This window comes from Kitasatospora sp. NPDC004240 (genome assembly GCF_053603215.1).
On the sequence record NZ_JBSGFD010000033.1, the window covers coordinates 1 to 26998 of the forward strand.

Annotated in this window: 15 protein-coding genes; 8 read left to right on the forward strand and 7 right to left on the reverse strand. The window is 71.6% G+C overall.

All coding sequences use genetic code 11. From position 1 onward, the window contains the following. The first annotated feature begins 230 nt into the window (after positions 1-230). The 3 genes from ACWEQL_RS11640 to ACWEQL_RS11650 are packed head-to-tail and all read left to right on the forward strand — an operon-like array spanning position 231 to position 4107. A complete protein-coding gene (locus ACWEQL_RS11640; protein ID WP_452150020.1) occupies positions 231-476 on the forward strand; it encodes a hypothetical protein in 246 nt (81 codons plus the stop codon). A gap of 13 nt (positions 477-489) precedes the next feature. Continuing rightward, positions 490-3645, forward strand: a complete 3156-nt coding sequence (locus ACWEQL_RS11645) for an AfsR/SARP family transcriptional regulator (protein WP_452150021.1) — start codon at positions 490-492, stop codon at positions 3643-3645. Between the two features lie 57 nt (positions 3646-3702). Continuing rightward, positions 3703-4107, forward strand: a complete 405-nt coding sequence (locus ACWEQL_RS11650; RefSeq protein ID WP_452150022.1) for a hypothetical protein — start codon at positions 3703-3705, stop codon at positions 4105-4107. A gap of 122 nt (positions 4108-4229) precedes the next feature. On the opposite strand, the gene ACWEQL_RS11655 is transcribed toward ACWEQL_RS11650, so the two are convergent. The 3 genes from ACWEQL_RS11655 to ACWEQL_RS11665 all read right to left on the reverse strand — a co-directional run bounded on the left by ACWEQL_RS11655 (position 4230) and on the right by ACWEQL_RS11665 (position 7744). After that, positions 4230-5843, reverse strand: a complete 1614-nt coding sequence (locus tag ACWEQL_RS11655; protein ID WP_452150023.1) for a class I adenylate-forming enzyme family protein — start codon at positions 5841-5843, stop codon at positions 4230-4232. A 91-nt stretch (positions 5844-5934) separates the two neighbouring features. After that, positions 5935-6687, reverse strand: a complete 753-nt coding sequence (locus ACWEQL_RS11660) for a glycosyltransferase family 2 protein (protein ID WP_452150024.1) — start codon at positions 6685-6687, stop codon at positions 5935-5937. Positions 6688-6751: 64 nt separating this feature from the next. Continuing rightward, on the reverse strand, positions 6752-7744 hold the full coding sequence (locus ACWEQL_RS11665; RefSeq protein ID WP_452150025.1) for a 3-oxoacyl-ACP synthase III family protein: 993 nt from the start codon (positions 7742-7744) through the stop codon (positions 6752-6754). A gap of 185 nt (positions 7745-7929) precedes the next feature. Here ACWEQL_RS11665 and ACWEQL_RS11670 point away from each other — a divergent pair, with 185 nt between their 5' ends. After that, entirely contained in the window at positions 7930-9117 is a 1188-nt protein-coding gene (locus ACWEQL_RS11670; RefSeq protein ID WP_452150026.1) for a cytochrome P450, read from the forward strand. Between the two features lie 129 nt (positions 9118-9246). Next, on the forward strand, positions 9247-9612 hold the full coding sequence (locus tag ACWEQL_RS11675) for a hypothetical protein (RefSeq protein ID WP_452150027.1): 366 nt from the start codon (positions 9247-9249) through the stop codon (positions 9610-9612). Positions 9613-9705: 93 nt separating this feature from the next. On the opposite strand, the gene ACWEQL_RS11680 is transcribed toward ACWEQL_RS11675, so the two are convergent. Further along, positions 9706-14145 (reverse strand): LamG-like jellyroll fold domain-containing protein, encoded by a 4440-nt coding sequence (locus ACWEQL_RS11680; RefSeq protein WP_452150028.1) that lies wholly within the window; start codon positions 14143-14145, stop codon positions 9706-9708. Positions 14146-14492: 347 nt separating this feature from the next. Between ACWEQL_RS11680 and ACWEQL_RS11685 the strand changes: the two genes are divergently transcribed. Continuing rightward, entirely contained in the window at positions 14493-21791 is a 7299-nt protein-coding gene (locus tag ACWEQL_RS11685) for an RHS repeat-associated core domain-containing protein (RefSeq protein ID WP_452150029.1), read from the forward strand. Next, a complete protein-coding gene (locus ACWEQL_RS11690) occupies positions 21784-22164 on the forward strand; it encodes a hypothetical protein (protein WP_452150030.1) in 381 nt (126 codons plus the stop codon). Before ACWEQL_RS11685 ends, ACWEQL_RS11690 begins: the two co-directional genes overlap by 8 nt. 335 nt (positions 22165-22499) lie before the next feature. Here the strand turns inward: ACWEQL_RS11690 and ACWEQL_RS11695 are convergent, their stop codons facing one another. Continuing rightward, positions 22500-23594: a winged helix DNA-binding domain-containing protein gene (locus ACWEQL_RS11695; RefSeq protein WP_452150031.1), complete on the reverse strand. Its 1095-nt coding sequence runs from the start codon at positions 23592-23594 to the stop codon at positions 22500-22502. A 280-nt stretch (positions 23595-23874) separates the two neighbouring features. Further along, positions 23875-24297: a VOC family protein gene (locus ACWEQL_RS11700; RefSeq protein WP_452150032.1), complete on the reverse strand. Its 423-nt coding sequence runs from the start codon at positions 24295-24297 to the stop codon at positions 23875-23877. Between the two features lie 136 nt (positions 24298-24433). Between ACWEQL_RS11700 and ACWEQL_RS11705 the strand changes: the two genes are divergently transcribed. Next, a complete protein-coding gene (locus tag ACWEQL_RS11705) occupies positions 24434-25429 on the forward strand; it encodes a helix-turn-helix transcriptional regulator (RefSeq protein WP_452150033.1) in 996 nt (331 codons plus the stop codon). Positions 25430-25681: 252 nt separating this feature from the next. On the opposite strand, the gene ACWEQL_RS11710 is transcribed toward ACWEQL_RS11705, so the two are convergent. Continuing rightward, a complete protein-coding gene (locus ACWEQL_RS11710; RefSeq protein WP_452150034.1) occupies positions 25682-26803 on the reverse strand; it encodes a Gfo/Idh/MocA family protein in 1122 nt (373 codons plus the stop codon). Positions 26804-26998: the final 195 nt, after the last annotated feature.

Consider the following 26998-nt stretch of genomic DNA (forward strand, 5'->3'; position numbering starts at 1 on the left):
GGTCACCAGGGCTCCGCCATGGCTCCTTCGTCGGCACCGCCCGGACTCGGCCCTCGACCCGCTCCTTCACCCACCCCCCTATTGCCGGTCGGTCTAAGATCCGTCTGCGAATAAACGCGAGCGTTCATTCCTCGTCAACCGGCCCATCACAAAATCCCGTCGGCGGCCGCGACCATCGTCTGATCAGGCAGGCCGCCCGGGATCACCGGCGATGGGAAGAGGACGAACGGATGAGTGGGACCGTCACATGTATCGGCCGCGCGTCGGCCGGCACCGCCGCCGTCGCGAGGGCGGCGACCGGCGCACCCGCCACCGGAGGCGCCGCACGGGCCGCCTCCGGCCACCCTGCGGCCGCGACCGTCCGGCAGCGGCTGCCCGGCCGGACCCACGTCGGCGGCCGGCTCCACGTCGGGCTCGCCGGACCGGACTCCACCGAGAGCCCCCATGCCGTCCGGCCGGTACCGGAGGACTGCTGAGCCCCCTCGCGTCGTGCCCCGGCTCCGGGCCCTCAATCCTCCTCAACTCACAGCCCTCAGCCCTCAGCCCTCCACGCATCCCCCACGCGCCACCGCCCTCCACCAGCCCCGGCGCGCTGGCCCGGCCGGGGCCGGACGAGCCTCCGGGAGACCCGTCATCGCCACCGAGCCCACACCGCCCACCACACCCGCACCCTCACCCGCCAGCACACCGGACCTGCGCTTCCACCTGCTCGGCCCGCTCACCGCCCGGCTCGGCGACCACCGCCTCGATCTGGGCCGCAGCCAGCAGCAGGCCTTCCTCGCCATGCTGCTCGCCCACCCGGGCCGCCCGCTGACCGCCGCCCGCCTGGCCGAGGGCATCTTCGACGAGGACAACCCGCCCGCCCGGCCCAGGTCCGTTCTGGCCACCCACGCCTACCGGCTGCGTCGGGCGCTGCGCGCTCACCACGCCGACCACCTCCTGGTCACCGTCGACGGCGGCTACCGCCTCGACGTCCCCGCGCAGTCGCTGGACTCCGCCGCCTTCGACCGCCTCGTCGCGCAGGCGGCGGACCTCCGCGCCGCCGCCGACCGGCCGCGGGCCCGTGACCTGCTGACCCGGGCACTGGCCCTGTACGAGGGCGAGCCGCTGGCCGGACTGCCCGGGGGCCACGCCGTCGAGCTGCGCCGCCACCTCACCGAACGCCGGGTGGACGCGCTGGAGGCCAAGCTCGCCCTGGACGTCGACCTGGGGGACAACCCGTCCTGCCTGGTGGAGCTCGACCAGGCCGTGTTCGCCCACCCGTTCCGCGAGCGGTTCCGCGCCCTGCTGATGCTGGAGTACCACCTGGCGGACCGCGCGGCCGAGGCGCGGGCCGTGTACGCCGACGCCCGGCGCGACTACCGCGCCGAGGGGCTGGACTGCCCGGAGCTCGACGCGCTGCGGGCGCGGATCCGGCGCGCCGACCCCACCCTCGGTACGGCGACCCGCCCGGTGGGCCCTTCGGCCGCCGCCCACGACCGGCCGGTTCCCGGCCGGGGGGCGGACTCCGGGCGCCCGCCGGTACCGGAACGACTTCCCGCTCCCCTGGTCGACTTCACCGGCCGGCGCAGCGCCGTCGCGGAGCTGACCGCCGTGCTCACCCGGCCCGACCCGGGCGCCGTGGTCATCGCGGCGGTCAACGGAATCGGGGGCGCCGGGAAGACCAGCCTGGCCGTCCACGTCGCCCATGCCCTGCGCGAGCGGTTCCCCGACGGCCGGCTGCACCTGGACCTGCGCGGCACCCACGCCGACCCGCTCGACCCGGCCGAGGCACTCGGCCTGCTGCTGACCGCCCTCGGCGTCGCGGACCGGGAGATCCCGGCCGACCCGGCCGAGCGCGCCGCGCTCTACCGCACCACCGTGGCCGGCCGCCGCCTGCTGGTGCTGCTCGACAACGCGGCCTCCGCCGAGCAGACCGCCCCGCTGCTGCCCGGCGCCCGGACCTGCGCCGTCCTGGTCACCAGCCGGGTCTGGCTGACCGGCCTCCCGGGCGCCCATCACCTCCACCTCGACGCGATGGAGCCGGCCGAGGCGCTGGACCTGCTCGCCACCGTCGCCGGCCGCGCCCGGACCGGGGCCGAGCCCGGGGCCGCCGCCGCGATCGTCACGGCCTGCGGCCTGCTGCCGCTGGCCGTCCGGGTGGTCGGCTCCCGGCTCGCCGCCGACCCCGCGCAGTCCCTGGCCGGCCTGGCCGCGGGCCTGGCCGACGAGCAGACCCGACTCGCCGAACTCGCCCACCACCACACGGCGGTGGAGCCCGTCCTGGCGCTCTCCTACGCCGGGCTCGACCCCGAACGGGCCCGCGCCCTGCGGCTGCTCGCCCTCCCGGACACGCCCGTGCTGGGCCTCGGCCCGGCCGCGGCACTGCTCGACCGCTCCCCGGAACGCACCCGCTGCCTCCTGGAGACCCTGGCCGACCTGAACCTGCTGCACTCCCCGGCCGCCGACCGGTACGGCCTCCACGACCTGCTACGGGTCTTCGCCCGGCGACGCGGCGCCGAGGAGGACGCTCCGGCGGAGGTCTCGGCCGCGTACGCCCGGCTGCTCGCCCTCTGCCTGGCCACCGCCCGCAACGCCGAGGCGACCGCCCACCACGTCGAGCACGCCCGCCGCAGTCTGATCACGGCGGAGACCGCCGCGCCGGGCCGGACCTTCGACACGGTCGAGGACGCCACCGCCTGGCTGCGCGAACAGACCGATCTCCACCGGGCGGTGGTCCGCCGGGCCTGCCAGGACCCGGCGCTGCCGCTCGCCCAGGCCGCCGACCTGACGGACAAGATGGGCTCGATCCTGTTCGGCCGCGACTACGTGACCACGGTCGGCTGCCTGGCCGCCCGGGTGGCCGAGGCGGCGCCGGCCCGCGGCGAACGGGACGCCGAGGCGCTCGCCCGCTCGGTCCGCGGCAGCATGCTCTGGCACGCCGGCTCCTACGCGGCGGCGGGCGAGGAGCTCCGCCGCTGCCTGCCCCTGTGTGCCGGGGCGGCGCTGCGCCGGCTGCGGGCCAACGTCCTCCAGTTGCTCGGGGCGAACGCACGGGTGCTGGGCGACTTCGGGGCGGCGATCGGTCCGCTGGAGGAGGCGTCGTCGTTGTTCCACCGGCTCGACGACGGGACCGCCGAGGGCCTCGCGCTCGGCGAGCTCGGTTACAACCTCGCGAGGTGCGGCCATCTCTCCCGGGCCCGCGCGGCCGGTGAGCGGTGTGCCGAACTGACCGGTGGTGAGGTGTCCATCTCCTCGTCCGTCGGGAGCTACTACCTGGCCCGGATCCTCCATCTCTGCGGCGACCTCGCGCCGGCCCTGGAGCGGGCGGAGGCCGCCCTGGCCCGGTTCCGTTCGTTCGGCATGCCCGCCTTCCAGGCCGCGACCGGCGGCCTGATCGCCCGGATCCACCTCACGGCGGGGCGGTCTGCGGCCGCCGTCCGGGCCGCGGAGGAGGCACTTCCGCAGGCCCGCCGCGTCGGCGGCGTGCTGGAGGGCACCGTGCTGCGCTCCCTCGGTCAGGCCCTCGCCGACCTGGGCCACCGCAGCCGGGCCCGGGCCTGTCTCGGACAGGCGCTGGAGCACTTCCGGCGGCTGGGCCTCGACGTCGACGCGGCCGAGACCGAGCAGCTGATCGGCTTGCTCATCGAATGTCCATCGCCGTGACCGAGTCTCGTGTCGTGCCCCGGTCAACCGGACCGGGTGAGCAGGAAGGCGATGCACATGTCCGTCAAGGGAATCCGCCGGGTCGTCCTGGGCCTGGCCACCACCGCGCTCGCCGGAGGGATCGCGCTGAGCGGTGCGGGGGCGGCCTCGGCCTCCAGCGGCGGCGGCTGCGGCGGCCCGGGCTGGAAGCAGACCTGCATCAGCGCCGGTGGCGGCCAGGTGTCGGCGAACGTGACCACCAACTTCGCCAGCAACAACTGCACCGAGCAGATCATCATCTGGGACTACACCACCGGCAGCCAGGCGCTCTCCACCTCGTTCCCCTGCCGCTCCGGCCAGTACTCCTACACCTACACCCTCACCAACCCGACCCCGGGCCACAACTACAAGGCCGAGGCCCGCTTCTACTGGCAGCCCGGCAGCGGCTACGACTACCAGCTCAGCCCCGACCTCTGGTACTGAGCCACCGGGCGTGAGGTGACACCGGCCTCGACCCCCACGCGCCCCGGGCCCGCACCGCGTCCCGTCCCCGACACCCACGGGGGCGGGACGCCTCGTGCCATCCGCCCGCCGACGACGGTGCGTCAGGACGGGCGCCGCGGTCGCGCGCCGCGGTGCGGGGGCGTGGCGACCAGCGTGCGGAGTCGTTCGCGGTCGGGTTTCTCGGTCCGTCCCCGTCGGGGGATCGCCGGGAGGCAGTGGATCCGGTCCGGCAGCGCCGCGTGGTCGATCGTGCGGGGCAGTTCGCGGTGCAGGCGGCGCAGGAGTTCCGGTTCCGGGACCGAGCCGTCCGGGCGGACGGCCAGCACCACCGCCTCGTCGGCGGTCAGCGGGTCGGGGACGCCCACGATGACGGCCTCGGCGATGCCCGGAAGAGCGGCTATCGCGGGTTCGTACAGACCGGGGTAGAGGTTGAAGGAGCCGCGGATCAGCATGTCCTTGGTCCGGCCGAGCAGCACGATCCGGCCCTCGGCGTCGATCCGGGCCCGGTCACCGGTGTTGAGTTCACCGATCGCTCCGTCACCGACGTAGCCGATCGCCAGGTGGGGGCCACGGAGCAGGAGTTCGCCCTCCTCGTTGAGGCGCGCCGTGACGCCGGGCAGGGGGTGGCCGGCCAGGTCGCCGTGGGGTGCGTGGTCGAGCTTCTCCTCGGCCCCGGTCACGGCGATCGGCAGCATCTCGGTCGCGCCGTAGATCACGGCGATCCGGGCCGAGGGGAGCGCGGTCCGCAGGCGGCGCAGGATCGGGGGTGGCACGGGGGCGGCGCCGAGCAGCACCGTGCCCAGGGTGTCCGGGAGTTCGCCGGCGGCGAGCAGGCGGGCCAGGGAGGCCGGGGTGCCGAAGGTGTGGGTGGCCCGGCGGCGCCGCAGGTCCCGCAGGAACCGCTTCGGCCGCACCGGGAGCGGCGCCGCCGACCAGGTGGCGCCGGCGGCGAGGAAGGCGAAGGCGATCATCAGCTGCTCGGAGTGCACGACGACCGGGCCCCGGGCGGTGGGCAGGCCGAGGCTTTCACCGAGCAGATCCGCGCCGACGAGCAGCGTGGCCTGGCTGTGGACGACCGCACGGGGGCGGGCCGTGGTGCCGGAGGTGAACACGATCAGGGCCGGACGGTCCGGATCCCCCACGGGCGCGGCCGGGTGCGCGGGTGCGGACGGGGACGCGGACGCGGACGCCGTACGCGCCAGGGTGGCGGCGGAGAGCGCGTCCGGGGGCAGGCCGGGCAGGCGCGGGCCGGTGTGGACCAGGCGCAGGGTCGGGTCGTGGAGCGCGGGCAGGTTCAGGCCGAGGCGGCGCAGCAGTGCGCGTCCGGCCCCGCGGGCGGAGAGCGCGCAGAGCCAGGACTCGGCGGCCAGCCACCGCGGCGCGGCGAGCGATTCGGCGACGAGCCGTCCGCGCGCGGCGTCGAGCTCGGCGCCGGCGCCCGGGTCGGCCACCACCACGGCGGCGCCGACCGTCATGACGGCCAGGCCGAGCACCAGGGCGTCCCGGCCGGGGCGGACCGCGAAGAGCACCGTGTCTCCGGCGTTCATGCCGGCCGCCCGCAGCCCGCTCGCGGTCGCGGCGACCCGCCGGGCGAGCTCGCCGTAGGTGAGCGTGCCGTGCGCGTCGATCAGGGCGACCGCGTCGGGCGTCCGGCGCGCGTGGTCCGCGATCCGCCCGGCCAGTCCGGTGCCCGCGGGATCCGGTGTGCTGCTCATGGGGTGGCCACCTCCGGTCGTACGTGATCCGCGTGCCTCCGGGGGTGCGCGGCCGGCTGTACCCGTCGTCCCCGGACGTGTTCCCGACGCTTCATCGGATGTCGACCACGTCCGGCCGGTACCGGTGATCCGCGTACCAGGCCAGCGTGTTGCGCAGCCCGAAGGCGCGCAGCCGCCGCACCGAACCGTGGACCGTCATGCCCGGGACCTGCCCGTAGGCCGCGGTGAGCCTGCGCACGCGGTTCACCAGGGCGCGGTCCTCGTGCTCCTCCTCGATCGCGGTGCGCGGGAAACCGCCGCTGCGCCGGTAGAGGTCGGCGGTGATGGCCAGGTTGCAGCCGGGGCACATCAGGTACGGGCCGAGGTACCGCGGGTCCCGGTTGCCGGGCCGGAACCTGCCGAACCAGGCCGCCACCGCGACCACCCCGGGCAGCAGCCGGCTCTCCCACAGCTTGAGCCGGAACTCGTCGGTGCGCGGCCTCAGCCGGCCGGTGACCAGTTCCAGCCCGCCGGTCAGTCCGCGGCGTACGGCCGCCGTCCAGCCGGGTACCGGGAGGCAGTCGGCGTCGGTGCGGGCGAGGTACCGGGCGCCGGCCTCGATGGCGAACCGCATCCCGGTGTCCGCCGCCGCGCCGGTGCCCTTGCGTGTCTCGGTGATCAGGTGCAGCGGGAAGCCGGCGGTGACGGCGAACTCCCGGACCACCTCGGCGGTCCGGTCGGTCGAGGCGTTGTCGACCACCACGCACTCGAAGTCCGCGTCGCGCTGCTGCGCCAGCGCGCGCAACGTGGCCGGCAGCGAGGCCTCCTCGTTGTAGGCCGGCACGACCACCCACAGGTCGGTCACTGGTGCTCCTTCTCGACCGGGTTCACGATTGCCTCGACCGGGCTCACAACCGCCTCGACCGGGCTCACAGCTGCGCGAACAGAACGCCGAGCGAGACCCCGCCGGCCAGGCCGATCAATGCCACCCGGCCGCCCGGCCCGCAGCGGCCCTGCTCCAACGCCTGGGCGAGCTGGAACGGCAGCGAGGCCGAGGCGAGGTTGCCGTGCTCGGGCAGGACCGGCACCAGCGGCCCGGCGGTCAGGCCGGTCCCGCGCAGGAAGGCGTCCAGCAGTGGCACGGTCACCTGGTGCACCGCCACCACCGCGAAGTCCGCCCAGGTCAGGCCGTGTTCCGACAGCGCTTGGTGGATCAGCTCGGGGCCGAGCGCCTCGAAGGCCGCCTGCAGCCGCGCGCCGTCCATCCGGAAGTAGCCCGCCTCCGGGTCCCGCGGATGCGCGGTGCCACCGCCGGGCAGGGTGCCGACCTCCCAGGCCGAGGAGTCCGCGGTGAAGGCCCGGTGGAAGATCCCGTCCGGTGCCGCCCCCGCCTCCAGCAGCACGGCCGCGCCGCTGTCGGACAGGGTGTAGCCGGGGAACGACTCGGCGAACTGGATCCGGTCCCGGACCGACCAGCGGATCGCCCTCGACGGCATCTCCCCGGTGCAGACCAGCACCCTGCGGTACTGCCCGCCGGCGATCAGCGCCTCGGCGATCTGGATCCCGTTGAGCATGCTGTTGCAGGCGTTCTTCACGTCGAACACCGGGCAGCGCGCCCCGATCTTCGAGGCCAGGATGTGCGCGGTGGCGGGCTCGACCATGTCCTGCGAGGCACTGGCGAAGATCAGCAGGTCGAGGTCCCGGACGTCATGACCGGCGTCGGCCAGCAGTTTCCGGGCGGCGGCCGCGGCCAGGTCGGAGGCCTGCCAGTCGTCAGGGGCGACGTGCCGCGAGGCGATTCCGGTGACCGCCTCGATCAGCCCGGGGCGCGGCCGGTAGGGGCCGCTGCCGGCGATCCGCTGCTCCACCTCGCGCGAGGTGAGCGACACCTCCGGCAGGTGCACCGCCACCGCGGCGATCACCGCCCGCGTCCCACCGCCTTGCCCGACCAACTGTCCACTTCCCCCGACCCTGCGCCCAGGCCTCCCCCGAGCCGCCCGATCATACGATGATTCCAGGCCAGGGCCCTGCCCACCACGGTACGGTGCCTCGAACGGACAATCGAGGCGGCGGCAGCGGCGGCCGCGGCGACGGGGGCGGGGCGACGATGGGCGCGACGACGGCGGAACGACACGAGAGCAAGCTGCTGTGGGCCAGCCGACCCGCCCTGTGGACCCTGACCAGGATCACCATGGCCCGGCCCTTCGGACCGATCCGGCGGGTGCCCCGACTCGGCTGGGTGGCGGGCGAACCCACCCTGATCCGGGCCGTGCTCAACGACCACGAACACTTCACCCTGCTCGGCGAGGGCGGCGTGGGCCACCTGTGGGAGCAGATCCTCGGGCCGTACGTCACCCGGCTCTTCGACGGCGCCGGGCACGCGGACCTGCGCCGGCGTGCCCGGGACCTCTTCACCGAGCAGAACTCCGCCGCCCTGGTCGAGCGGGCCGCCGGACCGATCTACGCCGATGTCACGGCCCGCCTCGCCGCCGGGGAGCAGGTCGACGTGGCCGCGGCCGCCCGGCTCGTCGTCGGCCGGCTGATGAGCGATCTGCTGGGCCTTCGGCTCCCCTCCGACAGCCCGGACTCCGCGTACCTGGAGACCTTCGCCGCCGGCGAGCGGCTGGCGGCGCTCGCACTCGACACGACCGCCTCGACCGAACTGCCGCCGGAGCGGATCGAGGCGGCCAAGGAGATCGTCAGGTCACTGACCAGCGGTGTCCCGGCGGCCTACGCCGACGCCGGACCCGACACCCTGCTCGGCCGCTGCCGCGAGGCCGGGATCACCCTGGAGGAGGCCAGCGGCCTCGCCTCGCTGCTGCTCGTCGCGGGCACCGAGACCGCCGCCAGCGCCATGGCCCGCACGGTCGCGCTGATCCACGACACCGAGCAGCAGCAACCGCTCCTCGCCGACCCCGGGCTGATCCCCGACGCGGTCCGCGAAGGACTGCGGGTGACCACGCCCGCGCCGGTGATCGGACGGCACGTCAGCGCGGACGTCACCCTCGCCGGCCGCCGCCTGCGCAAGGACGAGCGGATCCTCCTCGTCACCTACGCGGCCGACAACCTGGCCGGCGGCTTCGACCTGGCCCGCCCGTACGACCCGCGCTCGCGCCAGCTCTGGTTCGGCGCCGGCCGACACCTGTGCCTGGGCGCACCCGTCGCGCGCGCCGAGATCGCCCGGATGGTCGAGGCCGTCCGCGCGGCGGGTCGCCCCTACCGGATCGTCTCCCGCGGCTACGCCCGGAAGGTGATGATCCCCTCCTACTCCTCACTCGTCATCGAGCTCGCCTGACGGAACGCCACCCGCCCGCCGGATGAGCGTGCACGACGACGATTCGTCCTTGCCGAACATCCTTTCCTTCCATGGCACCTTGACTACGCTTGCCCGGACAGGGCGGGGATCGAAGAGGGGGTACCACCCATGCCGTACGAGATCGGTGCGAAGGTGAGGCTGACCAGGGATGTGCAGGTCACCGCGGACGGCACGGCGGCCAGGCTCGACGTCCCCGGTCCGCTGTTCCTGGCCCAAGGCTTGACGGGTGTCGTCACGGGCTCGGCCAAGGAAGCCGGCGGCGCTTCCCAGGACATGCTCGCGAGCTTCGAGCAGCAGATCCGCGGCGCCCGGTTCGACAGCTTCACGGCCGGCCTGATGGACGACATCCGTCAGCGGATCATCGCGGCGGGAGCATCCGCCCCGGGAGCCGGCGCCCGGATCGGATACCGGGTGCGCTTCGAGAACGGGTTCGTTCTCGACGGTCTTGAGGAAGGCTGGCTGACCGCGGTCTGAGTACCTGCCACCGTGCCCCCGTCGGCGCGACGGGGGCACGGTGGTCTCTGCAGCCGGTTCTCACCGACCTCGGCCGGGGCCCGGCGAGGAGGGTCAGGCGGTGGGTCGGAGTGTCCAGCGCTGGTTGGCGCCGGAGAGGCAGTCCCAGATACCCAGCCGCGTGCCGTTGGTGGTGACCCAGCCCGGGAGGTCGAGGCACCGGCCGGAGTGGGGGTTGTAGAGGCTGCCGTCGGCTCGGCGGAGCCACTTCTGGCCGCCCTTGAGGTTGTCGCAGTCGGCCAGGACGACGGGGGTGCCGTTGTCCGTTCCCTCGTCCCGGACGGTGGCGCACTTGCCCTGGATGATCAGGGCGTGGTGGTCGGTGTCGAACCTGAACTGCTGGTTGGCACCGTTCCAGCAGTCCCAGACACCGACCTCGGTGCCGGCACCGAGGTTGTCCACGCACTTGCCGCCGTCGAGGGCACTGTGGACGGACAGGGTGGTGCCGCTGATGGCCAGGTTGCTGACCTGGGGGTCGGTGAGTGCGTAGGGGTAGGTGCGTACGTCACTCACGGCACCGCGGAAGTGGTCCTCGACGGGGTGGTAGTTGGTGGTGGCGGCACCGATCGTGAGTGTCCCGCCGCCATCGCTGCGCCAGGGGTGTGGGTTCCTGGTGGCATCGACGGCCCGCCCGTCGACGTAGAGCGTCATGGTCGCGGACTCGGCGTTGTAGGTGCCCACCAGGTGGGTCCACCGGCCGACCTGTGCCTGCGCCTGCGCGGATCCGCCGGCGACGTAGTAGGTGTCGGTGGAGAGCCGGTCCTCATGAGGCGAAACGAAGGCCCACGTTCCGGCGGTCTTCGAGTGCTGGAGGTAGAAGGGACTGCGCTCGTTGCCGTTGATCGAGAGCACGGTGCCGTAGCCGTCGGCGCTGTCGAGCCTCGCCCAGGCGGCGACGCTGTAGCTGCGGGACGTGTCGATGCCGGGGGCCTGTGAGCTCCGGTAGTGGCTCGCGCCGTCGAACGTGGAGGCGTTGTCGGCGACGGAGTTGCGGTCGGCCGTGAAGCCGGGGTTACCGCCCCGGACGAGCGCGTTGCCCAGGCTGCTGTCGGTCACCGGCGTGTTGGGGTCGGGGTGCAGGGTGTTCCGGCGGTCGAGTGTGTACCAGTCGGGGGTGACGCGGATGTCGGCGATCGTCACCGGGCCCACGTCCCAGCCCATGCCCGGCGCGTCGGGGCCTCCGGTACGGTGACCCCACCAGATCTGGATGTCCCCGGTGTCGGCGTGGCGGCCCCAGAGGGCGGGGGCACCGTTGCCGAGCAGGTCGCCGTCGGAGCCGAGGACGGGCCAGGTCTCGACGGGCACGCCGCCGATCCGGGTCCCGCCGGAGATCCCGGTCAGGGTGGGGACGACCAGGGGTGCACCGTTCTCGTCGAGAACCGGGTCCCCGAAGTCCGGGTCGACGACGTTGAGGGTGCCGGTGGTGAAGGTGTACGCGTTCAGCTCACCGGAGGCGGGGTCCGCGGCTGCCGGGCGCAGATTGCGCGCCCACAGTCCGGGGTGGCCCTGGCCGGCCCAGTCGCCCGGGGTGATGAGCTCCATGTCCTTCCACCCGCCGGAGGCGAGGCGGACGGGCCGGCCGAGCTGGTTGGTCGTCGTGGCGGGGAAGAACCACAGGGCGCCGTCGCTCCCGTCTGCGTTGGCCTCCACGGTGATCAGGCCGGTCTTGTTCCTGAATTCGAGCTTGATGTCGAGGTCGGTGCGGGCCGGGTCGCCGAGTGCGGCGATCCGCAGGGTCCGCGACCAGTCGGCGGCGTACCCGTTGCAGTAGGCGGAGTCGTCGGGCGGAGTCACGCAGGCCGGCCTGCCGAGCGGAACCTTGCTGTTGTAGCGCCCCAGGGAGCGGGAGTTGCCGGGGTTGCCGTAGACGTAGAGGTTCGGGTCGTCCTTGACGTGGACGAAGAGGTCGTCCACGTGCTTGCCGCCGGTGAGCGCGCCGCGGTGGCTGTACTGCACGGCGTCGGTCGCCCAGCTCTGCCGGTTCGGGGTGTCTGCGGGAGCGGCGGCGAGCGCGGCGGTCGGGCTCTTCGCGACGGTGTTGCCGGGGATGCTGTACGTACGCAGGTTGCCGGCCTGGTCGGCGGTGAGGATGTCGGCCGCGCCGTCGCCGGTGACGTCTCCGAAGACGGGCTGGGGACCGTCCGGGCTCCAGGGGACGTAGAAGGCGTACTGGGCGACCGGAGAGACGTTCCCGGCGTTGTCCTGGACCTGGATGTGGAGGATGTTGGTGCCCCAGGCGGTGGGGAGGACCGGTAGGGCATCGGCCGGCATCGAGCCACCGCACTGCCAGGAGGCACCCTCGAACTGCGGGTCCAGGCTCCACCGGGCGCAGACGACTCCTGAGGTCTGGCCGCCGGAGGGATTCGGGTCGAGGGGCGTGTAGGGGACGTGGCCCCACTGCCCGGCGCGCAGACCGGTGCTCTGTCCGTTGCCGGAGGGCGGGAACTGGGTGGCGAGCGCTCCGTCCGACAGCTGGTCGTCGAGCGTCAGGACCTTGACGGTCGGAGGGGTCTGGTCCACCCCGAAGTGGCAGGTCGGGGTCGACGCCGACATTCCCACCAGCATGTCGCTGGCCAGGATGCCGTAGCCGTAGACGTGGCCGTCCTTGATGACCCCGGCCGGAACCTGGTAGGCGGCGTTACCGCCGTTGCCGACGGGGCCCGTGTATCCCGATGCGACGTCGGGAACGCCCGGCAGGGTGTAGTCCCAGAGATGGGTCCACGAGTACAGCTGCTGCTGGACGGGGCTGCTGACGGTCGCGTTGAGTGTGACGCCCCCCAGGTCCGACCCGGCGCCCAGCCAGCCCCAGCCGTTGCCGTCACACCCCTGGATGCTCTGGTTCGGCGACACGGTGCGCGGTGCGGGGTACGCGTACGGATTGGTGGGGGTGTTGGGCGCGCGGTCGTACTCGACGACCACGACGGGCCGGTAGTCGAGGCGTTTGAAGGCCAGCTTGTCGCTCTCGTCCCCCTCGACGATGAAGGACAGGCTGGGCGTGCCGCCGGCCCAGGTACGGTAGGGCGCGGTCACGTTGAACTTGACCTCGAGGCCGTTGGGGCAATCGGGATTACCGGATCCGCCCACCCAGGCGGTGTCCCCGACCTGGCCGCCGACCCTCTTCGGGGAGTTGTTCCAGGTCGTGCCGTAGCCGATGGGGCGGTCCGCGACGTACAGGTTGAGCGGGTAGGTCTTCGCGCAGTTGTGATTGGACGACTTGGCCTGCCACACCGACATGACCGCGGAGTTGATGACGGTGCCTTCGAAGCCGCGCGTGTCGATCTGGAAGAAGGACCGTTCGACCCCGGTCTTCACCTGATAGTCCTGCCTACCGACACCGGGCCGGTTGTACGGCTCCTGGGGCGTCACGGTCTTCAGGAAGTTGTTCGTGTCGGGGTAGGCGGACTGGGTCCAGGTCCAGCCGTTGGCGGCGCGGTCGTCGTAGATCCAACCCGGGTCGATGTACCACGGTCCGGCCCCGTTGGCGAGGAGGTCCCGATCGGGGCTGAGCGTGACCCCGTTGGCCCCGGCGGTGGCCGGCATGACCGAAACCCGCGCACTGCCGCCCGGTCCGTCCGCCGTGCTGGCTCCGGGGCCGTCCGGCCCGTCGCCGGATCCGGCCACGGCCTCGCCGGCCGAACCGGTGGTGGCCTGAGCGCTCTTCGACGAGGTCCCGACGGGGGCCGTGGTGGAGCTGTCCCACATCCGCGGTGCGGGGGCGTGCCACCGCGTCGTGCCGTCCTCGGCCGCGGCGATGAGGTTGTAACCGGCGTCCGCCGTGAGGGTCACACCCGTCGTGGTCGTGGGGAAGGTGACCGACCGGAGCGCCGGGTTCGCGGCCGCTGCGGCGTTCTTGACGACGAGGACGGTACTGAGGCCCCCGAACTTGGTCGCGGTGGCCTTGAGGTCGATACCGGGTGCCACCTCCGGGTAGAGCAGGCCGTCGCCGTCCTCGTCCACCTGGCCCCTGGTCAGGGGGAAGGGCGAGTGCAGCGTCAATTGCTTCCCGTCCGGACTGGTCAGGGTCGCGAGCGCGCCGGGACCTCCTGCCGAGAGGCGCACGTCGGCACTGGCGGCCTTCGGATGGAAGCCGCCCCTCGGGTCGACGACCAGGGTGGCGTCGAGCGTGGCCCATGCGCCCTCCTGCCGCACCCGTTGCCGCTCGAGGTGCTGCGTCTTCCGCAGGTGTCCCTGCGGGGTGGCGACGGTCTCGCTGTAGTCGTCGGTCAGCGTCTCGACCCGCACCTCCGTCCCGGTGGCCTTCGCCCGGGCGATCGCCTTCTCGGCGGCGGTCTCCGGTGGGCGGATCCTGGCGTGCTGGGCGTCCGCCTCCGCCATCACCTCGGCGAGGCCTCTGGTGCCCGGCTCCGGGTCGGCGTGAGCCGGCAGCGCCGGAAGACCGAGGCACAGGGCCAGCCCCAGGCCGAGCGCGGGAAGGCGTAGGGCCGACGACCGTACTCGGCGCCGGGCGAAGTGTGGTCGGGGGGACGTGGGCACGGCGAGCCTTCCCGATGACGAGTGGGTGCGGACTCGGCCGGGGCCGGCACTGCGCACAGGGCGAATCAGAACCTTTCGCGCGGAATGACGATCCGTCAATGACGGCCTTACCCGGTTGAACTGATTTGCCATCAGTTCCCATGATTCGTGCACGTGGTGATTCAGATCACCAGTACTAGATCTCCGCCGATTCCTCGACATCGAATGTAAACGACCCATAAGGTCAGCTCGCCTTGATCAACGAGCCGGGTCTCGAACACGGCCACCAACGGAGGGCGACGGTGTTCTCTCAGCGTGCTCGCGAGGCCCGTCCACGGGCTGACTACCGACGACGCCCACGAACCGCCATGCTCAGCACCCTGGCGGTCATCGCCTCCCTGGTGGTGCCCGCAGGGGGTGTGGCGTTCGCGGCCGCCCCGGACTACGAGAGGGTCTGGTCACCACCGAACACGCCGTTACCCGGCACCGCCTCCGTCGAGGGGAGGAACGCACCCCGTTCGCAGACGGCCGAGGTCAGGACCGGGACGAAGGACTGGACTCCGGACAAGAACCCGAAGGCGGTGCCCACCGGTACCGCGACGGTCCAGTTGCCGAAGCCCTCGTCTCCCGGAACGCCCTCCATGCCCTCCGACGGCCGTGGCAAGGCGGTCACGGAGCCGCAGGCAGCCACGTCGAAGGCGGGTGATCTCCCCGTCTGGCTCTCGTCCACCACCGGCACGGGCGACGCCCCCGCGGCGTCCCAGGCGGCTGGCGACGTGCCCGGCAACGGCCCGAAGGTCAACGTCACGGTCGCGGATTCCGCCGCGACCAGGGCGGTCGGGGTCAGCGGAGCACTCGTCTCGCTCTCCCTCGTCGACCGACGGGCCGGCGCCCGGACACGGGTCAGCATCGATCCCACCGCACTCGCCCCCGGGTACGGAGGTGACTGGGCCACCCGCGCGAAGCTCGTCGCACTTCCCGTCTGCTCCCTGACCAGCCCGGGCGCCGAAGAGTGCCGGACCCGTACGCCCGTCCCCTCGCACTACGACGTGCAGTCGAAGCGGCTGGTCGCCGATGTCGACCTGCCCTCGGCGGAGGCCCGTACGTCACGTCCGGCGAAGAACCTCGACGCACCCTCGGCAGGCGGGCCCGCTTCGGCTCCGTCGATCGTCCTCGCACTGGAGGGATCGGCCGGCGGCGGCGCCGGAACGTACAGCGCCACCAGTCTGGCGCCCAGCCAGGCCTGGGCCGCGGGCGGGGCGTCCGGTGCCTTCACCTACAACTACCCGGTCCAGATGCCACCGAGCCTCGGTGGCGCGGTGCCCCAGGTCGGCCTCTCCTACGATTCGTCGTCCGTCGACGGCAGGACATCGGCGACCAACTCGCAGGCATCCTGGATCGGTGATGGCTGGGACCTGGGTTCCGGCTTCGTGGAACGCTCCTACCAGCCCTGCGCGAAGGCGGGGATCGCCGAATCCGGCGACCAGTGCTGGGCCGACGCCAACCTCACCCTGTCGCTCGCGGGCCACTCCGGCCAGCTCGTCCCGCAGGACGGCTCGTGCGACACCACCGACCCGCGCGACGAACTGTCCAAGTGCACCTGGCGGTTGCAGTCGGACGACGGCACCAGGGTCCAGTTCCTCACCGGCGCCACCAACGGCACCTGGAACGGCTCCTACCTCAAGGTCACCGACACCGGCGGCACGGTCTACTACTTCGGCCTCAACCACCTCCCCTCGGCCCAGGGTGCCCCGACCGCGACGGGCCCCGAGACCCGGTCCGCGTGGACCGTCCCGGTCTTCTCCCCCAAACCGGGCGACCCGTGCCACGACCCCGCCAAGGGCACGGCCTCCTGGTGCCAGACCGCCTGGCGCTGGAACCTCGACCACATCGTCGACGCCCACGGCAACCTGACCACGTACACCTACGCCCCCGAGACCAACCACTACGCACGCGGTGCGGGACAGAACCACAACGGCGGGACGAACACCGCGTACACCCGCGCGGGTGTCCTCCAGAGCATCGGCTACGGCCAGCGCCTGTCCGACCAGTTGAACGCCAACGGCGCCCACCAGCCGGCCGTCCAGGTCGCGTTCGAGACCGGCGAGCGGTGCGTCGCCGGAGCGGACGCCTGCCGGCCCGACCAGCGGACGCCGGCGAACGCCACCAACTGGCCCGACGTTCCGCTGGACCAGCAGTGCTCCGCCACCGGCCCCTGCGCCAACCCCGGTCCGACCTTCTGGACCACCTGGTGGCTCAACAAGGTCACCACCAAGGTCCGCGTCAACGGCGAGTACCGGCCGGTCGACACCTACCAGCTGACGCACACCTTCAAGAACGTCCACAACCTGAGCGAGGAAACCCGCGTCCCCTGGCTCTCCTCGATCCAGCGCAAGGGCGAGGCCAACCTCAACGGCCAGAGCGCGGTCACGCTTCCCGAGGTCACCTTCGCCGACACCCTGCTGCGCAACCGCGTCGACGGTCTGTCCCCGGCCAGGCCGGACTTCTTCCGCCCACGGATCGAGTTCATCTCCACGGAGACCGGCGGGACGATCGGCGTCACCTACATCAAGCAGTCCTGCTCCCGCGACAACCACGTGCTGCCCGCGTCGCCCGACAACAACACCCTGGCGTGCTTCAACGTCAAGTGGTACCCGCCGAATTCGAGGCCCGACGACGCGCCGGTCGACGACTGGTTCCTTCGCTACCCCGTCCAGAGCGTCACGGTCGACCCGCGCTCCGACCTCGTCCGCGGCTCCCTCGTCCAAACCACCAGCTACGCCTACGGTCCCGCCGCGTGGCACCGCAACGACGCCTCCGGCATCGACGACGCCGTTCGCACCTGGGACCAGTTCCGCGGGTTCGCCTCCGTCACGGCCCTGACCGGATCGGCGGAGGACGGTCCGCAGGGCAAGACCGCCACGTACTACCACCAGGGCATGGACGGCGACCTCGACGCCTCCGGCACGGCTCGCACCCGCACGGTGCAAGGTCCCACGAGTGGTGCCGTCGTCGACCACGACTGGCTCGCCGGACAGGTCGTCGAGTCCGACACCTACCTCGACGGCAGCTCGAACACCCCGATCGCGAGCAGCGTCAACACCAGCAAGGGCCACGTCGACACCGCGACCCACCGCCGCGGCACGCTCCCCCCGCTCGTGGCCCGCTACACCTCGACGACGAGCACCGTCACGGCGAAGGCCAGGAAGGCCGACGGCAGCTGGCGCACCACCGTGGACACCACGACCACCGACCCGGCCAACGCCAACCGCCCGCTGACCGTACTCCAGCAGGCCGACGGCACACCCGACGTGTGCGTGCGTTCCTCCTACGCGACGAATCCGGCGTCACCCATCCTCAACGCGGTGTCCCAGACACTCACCGTCTCCGGTGAGAACGCCTGCACCGCCGAACCGGACGCCAGGAACACCGTGACCGGCGGCCGCACACTCTTCGACGACCAGCCCTACGGCGGCCTCGGAACCACTGGCTCGGCCACCGCAATCCAGGTGCTGGAGAAGTACGACGCCACCGGCGCCGCCCAGTGGACGACCACCGGCACCAGCGCCTACGACGTCTACGGCCGTCCCACCACCGTCACCGATCCCACCACCACCGACCCGTCTCACCCCAACGGCGCCGTCACCACCACCGTCTACGGCTCGGCCCTCCCGGGCGAACTGCCCAACCGGAACACCATCACCGCGCCCGCACCGGCCGGCACTCCCGAGGCCGCGACCGGCTGGACATCCAGCGTCACCCTGGACCCGACCCGGTCCCTGCCGCTCACCACCACGGACGCCAACGGCCGCACGGTCACCCAGACCTACGACGCCCTCGGCCGGCTGACGGCCGTCTGGCAGGCCGGACGCGCCGCCCCCGAACCGGCCGACCACAAGTTCACCTACCGGCTGGTCAAGAACGAAGCGTCGTCCATCACCACGGAGACCCTGCGGGCCAACAAGTCGTACCAGAAGTCGATCCAGATCATGGACGGCCTCGCCCGGGTCGTGCAGACGCAGGCCGACCCCGCCATCTCCGCCTACGCCGGCCGTCTCATCACCGACACCTACTACGACACCCACGGTCGCGCGGCACGCGTCAACAACACGTACTACAACAACCTCAACCCCCCGAGCACGACCCGCTTCGAGCCCGACGACGCCAAGGTCCCGAACCAGACCCGCACGGTCCACGACGGCACCGGACGCACCATCGCCGCCGAATTCCGGGCGTACGGCGTCCTCCAGAGCACCACCACCACGTCGTACCCCGGCGCGGACCGGGTCGACGTCACGCCGCCCCCGGGCGGCCGGGCCACCAGCACCCTCACCGACTCGCGCGGGCGGGTCCTCCAGCTGTGGCAGTACCGGACACCCACCCCGACCGGCAGTCCCGCCGACGCCGACGTCACCTCCTACACCTACTCCCGGCTCGGCAACGAGGCCTCGCACACCGACGCCGCGGGCAACACCTGGACCTACGGCTACGACCAGCGCGGGCGCCGCACCAGCACCGGCGACCCCGACGCCGGCACCAGCACGATCAGCTACGACAGCGCCGGGCGGATCTCCAGGACCACCGACGCACGCGGCCAGAGCATCACCACCACCTACGACCTCCTCGGCCGCAGGACCGGCACCTACAAGGACACCGTCAGCCCGGCCAACCGGCTGACCGGCTACACGTACGACACGGTGGCCAAGGGCAAGCCGGCGTCCTCCACCCGTTACGTCGGCGGCGCGAACGGCGCGGCCTACACCACCGCGGTCACCGCGATGGACACCGCGTACCGGCCCACCAGGACCACCGTCACCGTCCCCGGTGGCGAGGTGGAGCAGTCGAACCCGCTCACCTTCACCTACCAGGCCGTCTACAACCCCATCACGGGTGCTCCCACCAAGCAGGGCCTGCCCGCGGTCGGCGACCTCCTCCCGGAGACGGTCACCTACAACTACGAGGCATACGGCCTCCTCCACGACATCGGCGGACTCGGCGGCATCGCCTACGACGTCCAGTCCGACTACGACGCCTACGGCCGTAACATCCGCTCCACCGTCAACCCGTACGGCACCCAGATCGTCAGCACCAACACCTACGACGAACCCACCAGCCGCCAGCTCGGTCAGTTCGTCGACAAGCAGACCTCGACCACCGGAACCGTCCAGCAGACCGCGTACGCGTACAACCAGGTCGGCCGGCTCACCGCCGTCCGCACCGTCCCGAACAACACCCCGGCCGCGACCGACCTCCAGTGCTTCGGCTACGACCACCTGGGCCGGCTGACCACGGCCTGGACGGACACCGGGCCCCTCGTCCAGGAGACCGACCCGGTCGTCGGCGGCCGAGGCGCCTGCGCCAACGCCACCCCCACCAGCGGCGCCCGGACCCCCGCACGCACCACCGTGGGCGGCTCCGCCCCGTACTGGCAGAGCTACCAGTACGACCCGACCGGCAACCGCACCGGCATGGTCACCCACGACACCGGTGGCGACACCGCCAAGGACATCACCACCACCCAGACCTTCCCGGCCGCCGGGACCCGCAACACCCCCACCAGCGCCCCCGGCACCGGCGGCGGGACCGGCGGCCCCCACGCCCTCCTCACCTCCACCAACCAGGTCGGCGGCAACACCCCGACCACCAGCACCACCCAGTACGACGCGGCCGGCCACACCATCGCCGTCACCGACACCTCCGGCACCACCACGCTCACCTGGAACGGCGAGGACAGGCTCGAATCGCTCACCAGGACGGGCACCGGAGCCACCACCTACCTGTACGACGCCGAGGGCAACCAGCTCGTCCGGCGCAACCCCGGCCGGACGACCATCAACCTCGGCAACGGCGACGAGCTGGTGTTCAACACCGTCACCAAGTCGCTGAGCGGCTCGCGCTACTACTCCATACCCGGCGGCACCACCCTCGTCCGCCAGGGCGGCAACGAACTCACCTACCAGTTCGCCGACCACCACGGCAGCGGCACCCTGGCCGTCAACGCCAGGACCCTCGCCGAGAACCGCCGCCCCAGCGACCCGTTCGGCAACCCCCGCGGCACCCAGCCCTCCGTCTGGGCCGGCGACCACGGCTTCGTCGGCGGGACCAAGGACGACGTCACCGGACTCACCAACCTCGGCGCCCGCCAGTACCAGCCCACCACCGGCCGTTTCCTCAGCCTCGACCCGGTCCTGGACCCCGGCGACCCGCAACAGTGGAACGGCTACGCCTACTCCGAGAACGACCCGGTCAACAAGTCCGACCCGAGCGGACTGCGTTCCGAGGAGTGCGGCACCCTCTACGCCTGCGGCCCCGCCGGCACCATCACCATGGGCAACGCCTCCCAGACGACCGCCAACTACTACGTCCCGGACTCGCTGAGGCCCGTCCAGGGCCCGGGCATCGGCACCGCCGGAACCGGCAGCGGCGGTGGCGGGGGCGGTGACGGCGGTGGCGGAGGGACCCCCACCACCCCGGTGAACACCAGCGCCAAGAAGGCATCCGAGGCGAAGGACAAGGTCCTCAACGTCGGCAAGCAGCTGGCGAAGATCGTCGCCGATGAACTGGGCATCACGGACGCCCTCAACTGCGTCACGACGGGCGACCTCGGGTCATGCGGCGAGACCGCGGTCAACATCGTCACCAGTTTCCTGGGCGGAGGGCCCCTCGCCAAACTCGCCTCGAAGTACCTCTGGCGCCTCGACAAGGCCTACGACCTCGCCAAGACCATCAAGCGGCTCGCCGGCGAGCTCTACGACGGCCTCAAGACCTGGCGCAAGGAGTCCAAGGCCGCCAAGGAGGCCGAACAGGCCGCAGCGGCAGCCTGCCCGCTGCCCGTCGGCATCACCCACAGCTTCCCACCGACGACACCCGTCCTCCTCGCGGACGGCAGCGCCAAACCCATCGGCGAGGTGACGGTCGGCGACCAGGTCCTGGCCACCGACCCCCAGACCAACAGCACCTCGGCCCAGACCGTCGTCAACACCATCACCACCCCCGACGACACCCTCTTCACCGACCTCACCCTCACCGCCGACGCCGCCCCGCGCGCGCCACCCGTCACGCTCACCTCCACCCAGCACCACCCCTTCTGGGACACCACCACCTCCCGCTGGACCGAAGCCGCCGACCTCCAGCCCGGCCACACCCTCCTCGGCCCCGACGGCACCCCCGTCACCGTCCACTCCGCCCGCAACTACGAGCTCCCCCCGACCACGGCCCACGACCTGACGGTCAGCCAGCTCCACACGTACTATGTGCTGGCGGGGGCCACGCCGGTGCTGGTGCACAATTGCCCAGGAACGGCCACGGTACATGCATATGTCGGAGATGAAGGACCGCATTTCAGCATCGAGATCAGAGGCCAGAACGGCGACTATGAGCATGCGCACGCCAACGAAATCAATGGCATCCTGAAGCCTATGCGATTCCAGGGTGTCCCGAACGGGTTGACTCATGTCGGATCCAGAACGTTCGACCTGGAAGATGCCAATGCGGCAATCAGATATGCGCGATCTTCCTACCGTGGCAGTGCTGGACAAGGCGGCTATGACGTCCGACGGAACAGCTGCCTGGTGTACTGTTCCAGGGTTGCCAATGCGGGAGGTAGTAACGTGCCGACTGGTGCCGGCGTCCTGTTGCGATGGGCTCGGGAGAACTTCGGTGGGTAGCGAGCACCAAAAGCGACGTATAAATATGTCAGAACTGAAACTTGCAATGATCGACGTTCTGACGCATGAGCCAAATCTTGGTTTCGCGGCCGATGACCTGGCCATTCGGGCGCTATCGGGCGAGTTGCGTTTTAATTGGTGGTACAGTCAGGCAATTAAGCGTGGCGGTGGAGCTTCGAAGCTCTGGTGTGATCCGGTAGAGCTGATCATAGAATACGCCGAGGCCATGGATCAGCTAGAGGCTGCGTGGGTCGAATGGAAATCAGGCGGTACGCCGAAAGATGAATTCGTCGCGGCCCTTGCGACAGCGGTCCTGAAAGTTGAGGAATGGCTCAGCAGGGCGCCTGACGCTCCGTGGGGGAACGAGCCATAAAGGCTGGAAGCCGAAGGACCGTCCGCGGGACCTATCCGGCAGGAGATTCTGTACGTCATCTGCGATGATATTGGTTTCGACTTGGGCCTGCCGCCAAGTGTGCGACAGGCCCCGCCTCATCGTTTCACGGGAGCAACTGGATTGACCCTGCGCCCGCGATGTCGGCATGCTGACGCTTGGCAGACTGATCAGAAGTTTCGGGAAATCTCGCGGTCGAGTGTCGGAGGTCATGGAATCGGATCTGACGGAGTCCCGCTCGGCGTAGGAGTGCGTTGAAGTGCCGGGCGAGGGGTGGCGGGTTCGATCGGGTGGCCGTCGGGGTGAGCCCCGTGGGGTCAGGTGGAGTCGGCGATGTGGATCGTGTCGATGCTCTGGTCCAGGAAGGTGGCCAGCGCCTGGCCCTCCGCCTTCAGGTCTCGCCCTTCGGACCGGGTGAGGTTGCGCAGGGGGCTGATGGTGAGGCGGCGGTCGCCGGTGGTCCAGGTGGCGGCGACGCGGCCGTCGATGAGGACGGCGCGCTGTCCGGCGACGGAGAGGCCGAGGTGCGGATCGTCGATGATGCGACTGCGGTTCTGGTAGCCGAGGATCGCGTTGTCGAAGGCGGGCAGGAAGCGGACCGGTGCGGGAGTGTCGGGGTGCGGGCGCGGTGCGTCGGGCAGGTCGAGGAGCCGGCGGCCGCTTTCGTCACGGAAGGTGATGAGGTTGTCGCGGAGGGCTTTGACGGCGGCGGGCAGTCCGGCCAGGCCGCTCCAGGCGCGGATGTCTGCGGTGGTGGCGGGGCCGTAGGCGGCGAGGTAGCGCAGGACGAGTCGCTGTCCGACCGGATCGTCCGGATCCGTGGACACAGGGGCGATGGGCCGGTGCAGCCAGGTGGCCAGGGGGAGGTTGCGGACGCCTGCGGTGCTCTTCCACAGTCCTCTGGGGGGCAGTTGGGCCATGGGGATGAGCGCGGCGACGAGGAGTTCGCCCAGCACCCGGCGGGGCGGGGTGGGCCAGCGGTCGCGGAGGGCGTCGACGAGTTCGGCCATGGTGAGTGGTTGCCCGGCGGCGGTCACAGCCCGGCCCGCTGCTCCCAGCTCGTCCAGGTCGATGCCGGCGAGTTCGCTGCGGTAGGTGGACAGGACCCGTTGGCGCAGCATGGCGTCGTGGCGAGCGCGCCAGGCGACCGCGTCGTCGGCGGTGACGAGGTGGACGGTGCGGCGCATGAGATGGGTGCGTACGACCTGCCGGCCGGTGACCAGGTCGTCCAGGTCGACGGGTGCGAACGCGCTGATGCGGGACCACAGGCCGGTGAAGGGTTCCTGAGGGGCCTGAGCCTGCAGTCCGGCCAGGTGGGAGACGGCATCGAGGGGGGTGCGGTCCTCACGCTCGAGGAGGTACTGGCGGGCGAGGGTGGCCCGGTTGAGGTCACGCTGGGTCAGGACGTTCATGGTGTCGGGTCGATGAGGTTGATGCCGTTGACGCAGCCGGCCGGGAACCGGTGCGCGATGCGGGCGCATGCGTCATGATCCGGGTTTCCGTTCGGGCCGGACGTCATGGTGCTCGGGCAGCAGGCGCTGCCTTCGATGCCGGTCCGGCCGAGCTGACGCCTGTGCATGGTCAAGATCTGCTTCCCCTGTGTGCCGACTGCCGTCGACGCGCCGATTGCGCCGATGCCGAGAATGAGCGGGGGGCGGGCAGCCGTTGCGGGGCGCCCGCCCCCGGGGCGGGTCAGCCGTTGTAGGGGGCTGCGACGTCGAGGACCCAGGTCACGCCGAAACGGTCGGTCAGCATGCCGTAGAGCGGAGCCCACGCTGCGGGCTCCAGCGGGCGCAGCACGTTCGAGCCGTCGGCCAGACGGTGCCACAGGGCGCTGATCTCCTCGGCGTCCTCGCCGCGCACGGACACGAAGAACGGGTTGGCGCCCTGCTCGTACGGCATCGCCGAGGGCACGTCGTAGGCCATGACGTGGAAGCCGTTGTCGGCGACGACCTGGCCCCACATCACCCAGTCCGCCTCGCTCTCGTCCTGGACGTTTCCGGCGTCCTTGTAGGTCACCACGACGGTGTGCCCGCCGAAGGCGGACTGGTAGAAGTTCAGCGCCTCGCGGGCCGAGCCGCGGAAGTTCAGATGCGTGGTGGTGGTGACGGACATGGTCTGCTCCTACGTCGTGTACGCCGGATGGGGCGAATGGCAGAGTTCGGGCGGAATGCCCCGATCTGGAATCTGCGATCCAGCATGGCACCCGTACAGGACAGGTTGTGTCCTGTACTTGCTTCATGATGGAGGTATGCAGAAGACGTCCTCGCGGCTCCTTGCCCTGCTCTCCCTGCTCCAGGCGCGACCGGAGTGGGGCGGTGACGATCTGGCCGAGCGGCTGGAGGTGACTGTGCGTACCGTGCGCCGCGACGTCGACCGCCTTCGTGCGCTGGGCTACCCGGTCGCCACCGACAAGGGACCCGGCGGCGGATACCGCCTGCGACCGGGATCACAGCTGCCACCGTTGCTCTTCGACGACGAGCAGGTCATCGCTCTGGCCGTCGCGCTGCAGAGCACCGCTCACCCGGCGATCGCGCAGGACGCCGATCGCGCGCTCGCAACGATCCGGAACGTTCTCCCCCCGCGCCTGCGGCAGCGCATCGACGCACTCCACGTCACCACCGCCCGCCCACCGGAGCCGGAGGCATCACCGACCCCGGCCCTGGATCTGCTCACCACCGTGAGCACCGCGATCCAGCGCCACGAAGAACTGCGCCTGGACTACACCCCGCAGGCCGAGGCCGCACCGCAGCGACGGCGGGTCGAGCCACATCACCTCGTGGCCTGGCGCACCCACTGGTACCTGTTGGCCTGGGACCTCGACCGCGACGACTGGCGGACCTTCCGCACCGACCGCATGACCCCACGCACGCCGACCGGCCCGCGCTTCAGCCCACGCCGGGTACCGGGCGGCGACCTCTCCACGTTCATCACCAGCCGATTCCGCGGCTCCGACGGAACCGACCTCGCCTGGCCCTGCCGAGGCGAGGCCACCCTGGACCTCCCTGCCGCGGAGGTCGTCCCCCACGTCACCGACGGCATCGTGGAACCGCTCGGCCCCACACGGTGCCGCATCATCACCGGATCCTGGTCCTGGACCGCCCTCGCCGCCGGCCTCGGCCGCTTCGACGCCGACCTGCGCGTCATCGGCCCGCCGGCCCTCCGCCAGGCCTGCGCCACACTGGCCCGCCGCTACGCCGACGCCACGGCCGCCGAGCCCGGCCGGCCGGACACACCCCACGGGTGACGGGCCGGAACCTCGCGCTCCTTGAACAGCGTCAGCAGTTCCAGCTCCACCCGCACCTCCCGGCAGTGCCTCGACGCCGAGCGGCCGGCCCCTCCCCCCGTACCACCACAGGGCTTGGCGGACTGCTGGAGGCCGAACCTCCAGATCACCAGGCCCCTCAACCGAGAGGCACCGATGGAGTCCGCCATCCGCGCGATGCTTCGGCTTCGTGTGGCAGTCCACGGGTGGGCGGGCCGAGGCCGGCACGTCCGGTCAGGCTGTCGTCATGGCGGATTCGATGCTGCGGTGCCGGGCGGCGCCGTGCGCGAAATCGGGTACCGCTGACGTGCCCTCACGCAGGTCGTCCAGGAACTGCTGGTAGGCGTGAGCGACCGCGTAGAGCGGCGCGTCGGCTCGGGGGTCCAGTTGCGGGACGTGAACATACGATTCCGGCACCGTCAGGGGAGCGAGTCCGGGGGAGGTTCCGCGACCTCCTTCGAGGGTGACCGGGCTGAGCTGGAGATGGCCGATCGGGGCAGTGAGGACGAGGTCGCCCTCGGTGCCGTTGATCTCCCAGCGGAAGTTGGTGCCCCGGGACATGCCTCCGCGGTAGTGGAAGGTGGCCACCGCGCCGCCCGGCAGCCGCCCCGAGGCCACCACCTGGTCCGCGGCGGTCATGGGCACGGGCTGTCCGCTCTCGGTGTCCACGGCCGACGTGCGCCGCGACACCAGTTGGATCCGCAGCTCCTCGGGCTCTCCCAGGACGGACGCGAGTCCGTCGAGGGCGTGGCTGAAAGGAACGGTCAGCAGTGTCGCGCCGTTGGCGGCGTCGAGCACGTAGTGATCGCCGGGGCCGACGGTGGCGCCCCAGGCACCGCCGGAGCCGACGACCGTAGTGGACAGCACCTCCCCCACGTAGCCGTCGGCCACGAGATCCCGTGCATGAGCCAGGGCCGGATGCGACCGTGCCTGGAGTCCGACGACGGTCGGCACAGCGCGGCTGCGCGCCTGCCGCGCCATGTCCTCGGCCTCCGCGAGCCCGTTGCCCAGCGGCCACTCGCACAGCACGCTCTTGCCGGCGCTCAGCGCCGCCTGCACCAGTTCCCGGTGGTGCGGCACCTTCACCGCCACGACCACGAGGTCCACCTCTTCGCAGGCAGCCAGTTCGGCCGCCGTCCCGAAGGTTCGAGAGACACCGTGCTTCTGTCCGGAGCGCTCCGCCGACTGTTTCGAACTCGTGCTCAAGGCCTTCAGCTCGTAACCCGGAACGGCGCGCAGGGCCGGCAGGTGAGAGCGCTCGGCCCAGCTACCGTGCGCCCCGAGTCCGATGATCCCTACTCCGATCGGCTTCTCGGACCGGACCAGCTCGGTGAGCAGTGACTCAGATGTGTTCATGATTCGCAGCCTGTTCTCTGTCGGATGGGGCACCGGCGTCGCTCACCGTGGCCATGGACCCAGTGAGGCGGTGACCGACCACAGGGCCCCGTCACAGGAGGCAGGGCCATGTGGCGAGCAGGGCGCCGAGGCAGGAGATCCGCGCCCGGTGGGCACGGGATCGGAGTGTGTGGGTCAGCGGGTGATGCCGCAGAT

What these genes read in the sequence shown, in the direction of transcription:
- ACWEQL_RS11640 (WP_452150020.1), top strand. Translation starts at nt 231, where the DNA reads ATGAGTGGGACCGTCACATGTATCGGCCGCGCGTCGGCCGGCACCGCC.
- ACWEQL_RS11650 (WP_452150022.1), top strand. Translation starts at nt 3,703, where the DNA reads ATGTCCGTCAAGGGAATCCGCCGGGTCGTCCTGGGCCTGGCCACCACC.
- ACWEQL_RS11655 (WP_452150023.1), bottom strand. Translation starts at nt 5,843, where the DNA reads ATGAGCAGCACACCGGATCCCGCGGGCACCGGACTGGCCGGGCGGATC.
- ACWEQL_RS11670 (WP_452150026.1), top strand. Translation starts at nt 7,930, where the DNA reads ATGGGCGCGACGACGGCGGAACGACACGAGAGCAAGCTGCTGTGGGCC.
- ACWEQL_RS11675 (WP_452150027.1), top strand. Translation starts at nt 9,247, where the DNA reads ATGCCGTACGAGATCGGTGCGAAGGTGAGGCTGACCAGGGATGTGCAG.
- ACWEQL_RS11685 (WP_452150029.1), top strand. Translation starts at nt 14,493, where the DNA reads ATGCTCAGCACCCTGGCGGTCATCGCCTCCCTGGTGGTGCCCGCAGGG.
- ACWEQL_RS11695 (WP_452150031.1), bottom strand. Translation starts at nt 23,594, where the DNA reads ATGAACGTCCTGACCCAGCGTGACCTCAACCGGGCCACCCTCGCCCGC.
- ACWEQL_RS11700 (WP_452150032.1), bottom strand. Translation starts at nt 24,297, where the DNA reads ATGTCCGTCACCACCACCACGCATCTGAACTTCCGCGGCTCGGCCCGC.
- ACWEQL_RS11705 (WP_452150033.1), top strand. Translation starts at nt 24,434, where the DNA reads ATGCAGAAGACGTCCTCGCGGCTCCTTGCCCTGCTCTCCCTGCTCCAG.
- ACWEQL_RS11710 (WP_452150034.1), bottom strand. Translation starts at nt 26,803, where the DNA reads ATGAACACATCTGAGTCACTGCTCACCGAGCTGGTCCGGTCCGAGAAG.